10 protein-coding genes and 1 tRNA gene are annotated in these 8,658 nt (G+C 40.3%); 7 read left to right on the plus strand and 4 right to left on the minus strand.

What is annotated here, in order from left to right; all coding sequences use genetic code 11:
• A partial coding sequence (locus tag ABWY16_RS14950) for a hypothetical protein (RefSeq protein WP_353905450.1) occupies positions 1–218 on the plus strand: 218 nt, incomplete at its 5' end.
• A 3-nt stretch (positions 219–221) separates the two neighbouring features.
• Here ABWY16_RS14950 and ABWY16_RS14955 read toward each other — a convergent pair.
• The gene (locus tag ABWY16_RS14955) at positions 222–1,751 is read right to left on the minus strand and encodes an ArnT family glycosyltransferase (protein WP_353905451.1); all 1,530 of its coding nucleotides are present in this window, start codon (positions 1,749–1,751) and stop codon (positions 222–224) included.
• A gap of 231 nt (positions 1,752–1,982) precedes the next feature.
• Between ABWY16_RS14955 and ABWY16_RS14960 the strand changes: the two genes are divergently transcribed.
• Positions 1,983–2,669, plus strand: coding sequence for an NADPH-dependent F420 reductase (locus ABWY16_RS14960; RefSeq protein ID WP_353905452.1), 687 nt, complete (start codon positions 1,983–1,985; stop codon positions 2,667–2,669).
• A 151-nt stretch (positions 2,670–2,820) separates the two neighbouring features.
• Here the strand turns inward: ABWY16_RS14960 and ABWY16_RS14965 are convergent.
• From ABWY16_RS14965 to ABWY16_RS14975, 3 genes are all read right to left on the minus strand, one after another.
• A tRNA-Asp gene (locus tag ABWY16_RS14965) sits at positions 2,821–2,894 on the minus strand.
• 61 nt (positions 2,895–2,955) lie between these two features.
• Positions 2,956–4,587 (minus strand): PepSY-associated TM helix domain-containing protein, encoded by a 1,632-nt coding sequence (locus ABWY16_RS14970; protein ID WP_353905453.1) that lies wholly within the window; start codon positions 4,585–4,587, stop codon positions 2,956–2,958.
• 291 nt (positions 4,588–4,878) lie between these two features.
• Complete coding sequence (locus tag ABWY16_RS14975) at positions 4,879–5,211, minus strand: hypothetical protein (protein WP_353905454.1); 333 nt, start codon at positions 5,209–5,211, stop codon at positions 4,879–4,881.
• 170 nt (positions 5,212–5,381) lie between these two features.
• Between ABWY16_RS14975 and ABWY16_RS14980 the strand changes: the two genes are divergently transcribed.
• The 5 genes from ABWY16_RS14980 to arsB are packed head-to-tail and all read left to right on the plus strand — an operon-like array spanning position 5,382 to position 8,313.
• A complete protein-coding gene (locus ABWY16_RS14980; RefSeq protein ID WP_353905455.1) occupies positions 5,382–5,711 on the plus strand; it encodes an ArsR/SmtB family transcription factor in 330 nt (109 codons plus the stop codon).
• A 49-nt stretch (positions 5,712–5,760) separates the two neighbouring features.
• Complete coding sequence (locus tag ABWY16_RS14985) at positions 5,761–6,321, plus strand: DUF6428 family protein (RefSeq protein ID WP_353905456.1); 561 nt, start codon at positions 5,761–5,763, stop codon at positions 6,319–6,321.
• Positions 6,322–6,331: 10 nt separating this feature from the next.
• Positions 6,332–6,826 carry a GNAT family N-acetyltransferase gene (locus tag ABWY16_RS14990; RefSeq protein WP_353905457.1) on the plus strand — a complete coding sequence of 165 codons (495 nt, stop codon included), beginning with the start codon at positions 6,332–6,334 and terminating at the stop codon, positions 6,824–6,826.
• A gap of 4 nt (positions 6,827–6,830) precedes the next feature.
• Positions 6,831–7,247, plus strand: a complete 417-nt coding sequence (locus ABWY16_RS14995; protein ID WP_353905458.1) for an arsenate reductase ArsC — start codon at positions 6,831–6,833, stop codon at positions 7,245–7,247.
• Position 7,248: 1 nt separating this feature from the next.
• Positions 7,249–8,313 (plus strand): ACR3 family arsenite efflux transporter, encoded by a 1,065-nt coding sequence (arsB, locus tag ABWY16_RS15000; protein WP_353905459.1) that lies wholly within the window; start codon positions 7,249–7,251, stop codon positions 8,311–8,313.
• Positions 8,314–8,658 lie beyond the last annotated feature (345 nt).

Genomic DNA, 8,658 nt, shown 5'->3' on the forward strand with positions numbered 1-8,658 from the left:
AAGTGCGTCCTGCTATGATCGCAGAGGATGTTATCGGCTTGACTTTAAATGGTCTGAATGCCAAAGTAGATGACCATACGCCTGCCCTGCTGCTGAGAGGAGTTAGCGGATTGGCGATTACTCCGGGTAATTCTATAACACCGGGTAAAATCAGGAAAGAAGCCGTCAGACCAGTAGTGCCTGATGTTGCTCCGATTGGTGGTTCCCACAATCAATAAGGATTATTTTTCTTCTTCGATTTCCGCCTTCAGTCTTTTATTGACGTCTGTTTTGGATCCGGTGAATACAAAAATTGTTGTTTTATACTCCCTGGCCATTGGATTGTTTACGGAATCAGCAACAACAGACTTTTGAAAATAGGGGCTTGTCTTTGCAAATTCATCTTTGCTGTCAGCAAATACCTTGACACGGATGACATTGTCTGCCGGCTTTTCGAGCTCAAACCAATTGATATAATCAGCATTAAATGATACCGCCCTTATCGCTTTATTTCCAGCGTAATAATTGATTGCTCCTGCCTGACCATAGTTGTCGCACAGTATAACAGTTCGTGTATCCTTTGGCATACCGTTATAAGCCAGCTCAACTTTTGCTGCTAATTCTTTCCAGCCCAGCATATCTGCAAAATCCTGTGGCAGGCTATGGTCTTTGCCATCCTCCCAGCGCAGCAGCCCAAGTTTTTTATATACATTATTTCTTTTGATAATCTCTGTTGGGCTTTCTATCCTGAAAACTATGTTAAACAATAATGCATAAATTATTACAGGTAGCGCCAGATATATTAGGGCTTGAAATCTTTTCCCTTGTTTTAATATGTCGGCCAGATAGACCGAGCCAAGCGCTATGTAAATAGGATAGATCCCTATCGCATAATAACCTTTAGCCCTGAGATATACAAAAGTAATCAGGCTGAACAGAAATGACCAAAACAGGAATTTATATTTTCTAAAAGGCCGGTAAAACAGCAAAGCATACAAAGATGCGATAAGCACAGGCAAAGCCCCAAGAAAATAAGAGAGCTGTTCCCGTAGAAAAAGCCATCTGTTCACGTGGATCAGTTGTGTATCATTTAGTACTTTGAAATGCCTGAAGACAGGGAAATCATTTGTGTATTGCCAATAAAGGTTTGGGCTGATCAATAGGAGGGCCAGCAGTAATGCGATATAAAACTCTTTCTTAGCGAATATATTCCGCTGCTCAGTCATCAGGATAGCAGGCAGCAGTCCGATAAGCAGGAATACTATATTGTATTTATTCAGAAAACCAATTGCAAACACACATGCGGTGATGTAGATCCACTTTGGTTGCGCTGTCCTGAAGTATTGGATGATAGCAAAATAACATGCTGTCCAGCACAATACGTCCAGTGAATTGGGCTGAAAGAGAAAGTTAATCCTTATCAGGGCAGATAACAGTACACAGGTTGCCCCTAATATCAGGGCGTAAAGATTTCCTTTTAAAGTTTCTATAGTTTTCCAGACAATGATAATAGTAAGCGCCCCAAACAATGCAGGGAAAAATCTGACCCAATACACTGAACCTCCTGCCAGCTGAATAATACAGGCTATCCATGAAGTTGCAGGCGGGACCGAAAGATAACCTAAGGCAAGGTGGTTTGCCTGGTCAAGATGCAGGTATTCGTCACGTTGCAGATCGTACCGGGGATTGATTAAATAATACTGCAACAGGAATTTGAGCAGGATAAATCCCAGCAAAATGATATTCCTTATGTTCTTTGACCTTGCTGTCATATCTGATTATAACTATAAGATGAAGTTAATCATGATTAGTTACATTATTGAAGGCGAAAATGTATTGAATGTTTTATTCATCAGGGGAACCGGACGCTAGAGCTGGTGGACTAATACTACGCATACATACTGTTTATTGAAAGTAAATTCGCGTTGTTATCCCGGCTCCGGGCAAACATGTTTTTGGTTGCTGCGTTATATTAAATCACCATAATAAATAAAGAAAAGTATATGAAAGTAGGAATCATTGGTTCAGGGAACATAGGAAGTGCACTTGCGAAACATTTAACGGATCTCGGACATGACGTGAGTATTGCAAACTCCAGGGGCCCGGAGACTTTAACAGAACTTGCTCAACAAACCGGTGCAAAACCAGCAACTGTAAAGGAGGCAGCAGCAGCTGAGGACTTAATTATTATCACGATCCCTGAAAAGGCGATTCCAGAATTACCAGCAGGTCTTTTTACAAATTCTAAGGCCACCATTGTTGATACAGGAAACTATTATCCTATACGCGACGGAGAAATCGGGGAAATTCAGAATGGAGTTATGGATAGCCAATGGGTAGCTCAACACATTGGTCATACCGTGATCAAAGCCTTTAACAATATTTATTCCGCCAGCCTGGAGTCAAAAGCGGTTCCTGCTGGTGAAGATGGCCGTGTCGCTTTGTCTGTTGCAGGTGACGATGCTAATGGAAAGCAGGTAGTATTGGATTTGATTGAAGCTATTGGCTTTGATGCTATAGATACAGGATCGCTTGCAGACTCCTGGAAACAGGAGCCAGGTTCACCGGCATATTGTAATGATTTAGATAAAGCAGGGCTTTCGGCAGCATTGGAAGCGGCAGATTTATCGAAAAGGGCTGAATACCGTGAAGCAGCAGATTCACAACTTAGACAAATGTTAGGATTATAGCATTTAAGTATATGCTTTTAATTAGAAAATGGCGGGTGCAAATTGGCCGCCATTTTCTTTTTATAACAGCTAATGTTTTATATTCTGGTGAGTATTCAGGAGCAGGTTTTAAATAAAAAAGCCTCAACTTTTTGAAGTTAAGGCTTTTTAGCGGACCGGACGGGACTCGAACCCGCGACCTCCGCCGTGACAGGGCGGCATTCTAACCAGCTGAACTACCGGTCCGTTCTCCCTTGCGGGGCTGCAAATATAGAAAAAAATGCAATCCTGTATCTAATTTGTTTTTTTATATTTCTACCTGAGTTTTGTGGCGTTGGCTGATTTTGTAAAAACTGATAAAACCAACAATTGCAATTGATAAACTGAAGAGATCAATAAATAAGATGTCAGTAGCGCCCGCAGCATATGTTTTCCATACCCAATTGCCTGTGCGTATTCCATTTGCGAAAGGTATGGCTAAGCTGAAGATACTTCCCAGAAGCAGTGTTTCACGGTTTGTACGGTTCAGGTTTTTTCTGATAATATAGTATACCGACAGCAACAGCCAGCTGTAGAAGTATACACGATAGATGTAACCCATATCCACTGAGCTGCTTATTTTTATTGCAATAAAGGTCAGCGCTGTTACAGGAAACATGGAAAGACAAATTGCCAGGAAAATATTTGCCAGCCATAGATTGAACTTTCTTTTACGCTCAGGAACATTCTTTTTATCGCGGGCAACCAGCCAGATCAGGATACCTGAAATAATCACTACACAACCCATCATTCCCAGTATAAAGTAAATGATCTTTAAGGCGTAACCGCTGTAATCTCCAAAATGCAGGTGATAGATCAGGCTTTTAACCTTACTGATATAGGTGCTTTCGCCCAATGGGGAGTGGTGATAAGCTATTTTATCATTTTTAATCTCGTAGACAATCCTGCCGTTACCGGAAAAACTGCGTTGAGGATTTGCTGCACCTTCAGCAATAATTGCCATGGAGGCATCTCCATAATTTTTGATCATCACCCTGTTTATCTGAGAATCTTCCCAAAGTTTTTCAGTGCGGTTGATGTAAGACTGTACATCAACTTTTCCGGGCAGGGCCTCATACGTATATGTATAGACCTTAGCATCTGAATACTCCAGATCGCTGTACATCTTGTCTGACTTACCATGGTACAATATCATGGTGAAAGGCATCAGCAATATCGCATTTATAATGAGTACAACACCCGTCACAGCATAGACCAGCTGAAAAGGAAAACCGATTAGTCCCAGTGCAGTATGTGAATCAGTCCAAACGGTTTTTACTTTTGACCATGGCCTGAAGACAAAGAAATTAGACACGATTTTGTCCCAGTGAAGCAGCAGGCCTGTAATCAGTGCAAATAAAAAGAAAAAGGACACTAAACCTGCAACTAAATATCCGAATGGGGTACCAATTCTGATAGGTACCTGATTGAGTTGTGCAAGAAAGTGAAGGCGGTACAGGAACTCGCCCAGGTCATACGTTTGCTCATAAGTCTTACTGTCGCCCTTATAAAAATTGTATTTGAAGTAAGCACCGTCGCCATCACCACGACGGCCTCTTTTACCCGCTTTTTTTTCTGGTTCAGGTTTCTTTTTCGGAACAAGCGTACTGTCTTTGGATGCAGTAACTTCTACATAGGTATCAAAGGTACCCTTCTGGAAAAAAAAAGATACATCGCGGCCTTTCAGGTTGTACTTTTGATCAAGTGAATCAAGTAACTTATTGTAATTTAATTTTTTGTCGGGTTGCGCCTTAAATGAGGTATTGCTCTGCCAGGCAGATATTTCATCTTTGAAGAGGGTGTAGGAACCTGCGAAAAAAATAACAAATAATATGGCCGATATGATAATACCGCTGATCGTATGCGTATTAAAATATATATTATAATTTCTATTTTTCATGGTCCGGTTAAAGGTTAAAGACGAAAGGAAGGTAGAAGATGCCAGTTAGTACGATATAACATAACCAGATCTTCCACGCGCTTTTAGCAAGAAAAGCAACCAGCATCAGGACAGCCCAAAGGATGTAGCCTGTAAAAGCAGCTGTAATGATTACGTTTTTGGGCTCAAAAATGCAGCAAAGCAAACAATGAAATGAGATCATAACACAATATCCACCAACAAAACCAGCTGTAATTTTCAGGAATTTCTGAAAAGGGGATTTGGTAAGGTATTTTTTATTAGCCGGCATAATTAGAAAATCAACTGTTCAAAAACGATAAATACGAGGAATAACAGGGCCATTTGTTTGACTGAGACGTACCTGAAAGGAAAAAGTAAAACAATCACACTACCCATTGCCATGAGAATGACCATTAAGCTGAAGATCCCTGATACCATTCCATTATCATTTTCAAGCAAAACTCCGGCGATCAATATCAGTATTGCACTTAGGACGGTAGACAGTATTCGCTTTTTCTCGAAATAAGCTGCCCAGGCTGGTTTATCAGACCATTCTGTTTTTTTTGACAGATTGTATAAAAAGAAAAAGGCAATAAATACCAGTAAAACAATTATTGTATACATGACTATGATTTATAATGAGCCGTTATCCTTAAATAAAGCGAGTGAACCCTGAATGAAATTACTCTCCTTATTTAGATTGATTAAATGCAAAGATATAATTGTGAACTTACTTATCAAATGTTTTACAGGAATTTGAATAATCAACATTATATCGTAATATTGCGATTGTTATGGGGCTTACAAAAACAGAAATCTTTACTGACCGCCAAAATCACCTGGCAGTGATGCTTAAAGCAATTGCACATCCTGCAAGAATTGCTATTCTTGAATATATCATTAATGCAAATGCGTGTATTTGTGGCGATCTGGTTACAGAACTTGGTCTGGCCCAAGCCACAATTTCTCAGCATCTGAAAGAGCTGAAGAATGCTGGGTTGATACAGGGAACAATTGAAGGGGTAAGCATATGTTATTGCATAGAGCCCAAGGCATGGGAGCAATTACAAAATGAGTTAGGTACTTTGTTTAATTCTTATAAAGGCGGGAATACCTGCTGCTAAAAATTTTTGAATTAATACATCGTAATATTACAATTAAAAGGATAGCAATATGAAAAAACATGAAGCAATGGACTGGCAGACTTTCAAACAATTATTGATTGAGCAGCCTTCTTTAGAACTTCAATTTCAGTTTGGCAGTGACCGACTTGTGGATGCTTCATACCATATCACGGAGATCAAGCAAGCTACGGTTACTTCGGTAGATTGTGGTGGTGTGATGAATGCATGGACTGAAATCATTGTCCAGCTCTGGGAACCAAAAATCCGTGAGAGTGAGCGGGCAATGAAAGTTGAAAAAGCGCTGTCTATCATTCAACTTGTAGAAAGTAAATTACCGCTTAATCCGCTTGGAAAAGTGAAGATTGAATTTGGCAACAGCGACTTTGATACCCGTCAGATGTTCCCTTCTGAAATATCCGTTGTTGGTGCCAGCCTGGTCGTTAATCTTGTGCCAGACGCCGTAGAATGCAAAGCAATTAGCAGAGGGGGCAGTTGTGGCACTACCGACAGTGCTGAAGAATGTTGCACACCAGAGCAGAAACCGAAAATACAATTGATTAACCTGGCTGCGGTGACCGACACCTGTACACCTGGATCGGGCTGCTGTTAAAGTTTTAGCTATGACAATAATTGAAAATCTGAAGCCGGCGCACTGGCCGGAAATAAGAAGGATATACCTGGAAGGAATAGCAACAGGGCAGGCTACCCTGCAAACGACTGCACCTTCGTGGGATGAATGGGATAAAGCACATTTAGCAAACCTTCGCTATGTTGCCATTATAAAAAATGAAGTAGCAGGATGGGTGGCGTTGTCACCAGTGTCCAGTCGCTGTGTTTATGCTGGAGTGGCAGAAGTCAGCATTTATATATCCGGTACTTTCAGGGGCATGGGCATTGGCTCACAATTATTGAAACATGTCATTTCTGAAAGTGAAAAGTCTAACATCTGGACATTGCAATCGGGTATATTTCCGGAAAACACTGCCAGCATGCGGTTACATGAAAATGAAGGTTTCCGTCTGATAGGATACAGGGAAAAAGTGGGGAAAATGCTGGATAAATGGCGCGATGTCAATTTATTAGAGCGGAGAAGTAAAATAGCAGGAATAAACTAAAAATATGAAAAATGTATTGGTACTCTGCACGGGCAATAGTTGTCGCAGTCAATTGGCAGAAGGGTTTTTAAGGCACTTTGCAGAGAATAAGGCAAACATCTATAGTGCCGGTATTGAAGTCCACGGACTTAATCCCAGAGCAGTGAAAGTTATGGCGGAAAGCGGTCTCGATATAGCTGCACACACATCAAATCATATCGATGAATATGCCCATATCAATTTTGATTACGTAATTACCGTTTGTGACAACGCCAAAGAAAGCTGTCCGTTCTTTCCTACACAAGCACAAAAATTTCACTACAATTTTCCGGATCCTGCAAAAGCAACAGGAACCGAAGAAGAAGTTATGAACGCGTTCAGGCAAGTAAGGGATATGATTAAAATTTACGCTTCTGACTTTGCTGAAAACCACTTGAATTGAAATGTCAGTAACGCATTGTGCGCCCGCGGCAGAAAGAAAGAAACTAAGTTTCCTCGACCGCTTTCTTACTTTATGGATTTTCCTTGCCATGGCAACCGGGATAACTATAGGTTATTTTATCCCTTCATCATCAGGATTTATCAATTCCTTTTCAAGCGGAACAACGAATATACCGCTGGCTCTCGGGCTGATTTTGATGATGTACCCGCCACTTGCGAAAGTGAAATATGAAAACATGGGGGCGGTATTCAAGGATACAAAAGTACTGACCGCTTCATTGTTTTTGAACTGGGTAGTAGGCCCGGTTCTGATGTTCGTACTGGCTATTACATTCCTGCATCAATATCCAGCATATATGATCGGATTAATATTGATTGGCCTGGCAAGATGTATTGCAATGGTTGTGGTTTGGAATGAACTTGCAGAGGGGAACAGGGAATACGCTGCCGGCTTAATCGCTTTAAACAGCATTTTTCAGGTTTTGCTGTATAGTGTTTACGCTTATGTATTTATTACAGTCCTGCCTCCTTTGTTTGGGATCAAAGGGTATGCTGTCGATATTACTATTATTGAGATTGCAAAAAGTGTTGGTATTTACCTGGGTATTCCTTTCGCTTTAGGAATTATCAGCCGTTATGTGTTGATTGATATAAAAGGCGAGACATGGTTTCAAACGAGATATGTGTCCTTTATTTCGCCTGTTACTTTAATTGCATTGTTATTTACAATCGTAGTCATGTTCAGTCTCAAGGGAAAATTGATTGTGCAGATTCCTATGGATGTAGTCAGAATAGCTCTTCCTTTAGTAATTTATTTCTCCGTCATGTTTTTAGTTAGTTTTTTCGCTGGTAAATACTTCGGCGCCGATTATTCAAAAAGCACATCCATCGCATTTACTGCTACAGGAAATAATTTTGAACTGGCAATAGCTGTTGCCATCGGTGTATTTGGTATCAACTCCGGCGAAGCTTTCACGGGAGTAATTGGGCCGCTTGTCGAAGTACCTGCACTGATTGCATTGGTAAATGTTGCTTTCTGGCTGCGTAAACGGTATTTTACAATATAAGCAGGGGGAAATATTTTGGAATACTATAAAAGAAAAAAGCTCCTCAGAAATCTGAAGAGCTTTTAGCGGACCGGACGGGTCTTTATGAAAGTAGCCTGACGGCCTTTAAATGACGTTTTTTAAGCTTTTTCGATTTTGACTCATGAATTACTCACTAATTTCATAGTACAATATAGCTGCAATGCTATGATACTAATTTAAGCATAATCAGGCATTTATCAAAGTTTATTGAGGTTTCTTGCTATTGTTTTTTTGTCCGTAAGATTGTAATCAGGATGGTTAATATCACAGAAGTGTATTAAATGGATAATTTTTTGATGAATATATATCTTTTGAAGCTATTTA

The organism is Pedobacter sp., from assembly GCF_040513095.1.
In the GTDB taxonomy this organism is placed as follows: domain Bacteria; phylum Bacteroidota; class Bacteroidia; order Sphingobacteriales; family Sphingobacteriaceae; genus Pedobacter.

What these genes read in the sequence shown, in the direction of transcription:
- ABWY16_RS14960 (WP_353905452.1), top strand. Translation starts at nt 1,983, where the DNA reads ATGAAAGTAGGAATCATTGGTTCAGGGAACATAGGAAGTGCACTTGCG.
- ABWY16_RS14970 (WP_353905453.1), bottom strand. Translation starts at nt 4,587, where the DNA reads ATGAAAAATAGAAATTATAATATATATTTTAATACGCATACGATCAGC.
- ABWY16_RS14955 (WP_353905451.1), bottom strand. Translation starts at nt 1,751, where the DNA reads ATGACAGCAAGGTCAAAGAACATAAGGAATATCATTTTGCTGGGATTT.
- ABWY16_RS14990 (WP_353905457.1), top strand. Translation starts at nt 6,332, where the DNA reads ATGACAATAATTGAAAATCTGAAGCCGGCGCACTGGCCGGAAATAAGA.
- ABWY16_RS14980 (WP_353905455.1), top strand. Translation starts at nt 5,382, where the DNA reads ATGGGGCTTACAAAAACAGAAATCTTTACTGACCGCCAAAATCACCTG.
- ABWY16_RS14995 (WP_353905458.1), top strand. Translation starts at nt 6,831, where the DNA reads ATGAAAAATGTATTGGTACTCTGCACGGGCAATAGTTGTCGCAGTCAA.
- arsB (WP_353905459.1), top strand. Translation starts at nt 7,249, where the DNA reads ATGTCAGTAACGCATTGTGCGCCCGCGGCAGAAAGAAAGAAACTAAGT.
- ABWY16_RS14975 (WP_353905454.1), bottom strand. Translation starts at nt 5,211, where the DNA reads ATGTATACAATAATTGTTTTACTGGTATTTATTGCCTTTTTCTTTTTA.
- ABWY16_RS14985 (WP_353905456.1), top strand. Translation starts at nt 5,761, where the DNA reads ATGAAAAAACATGAAGCAATGGACTGGCAGACTTTCAAACAATTATTG.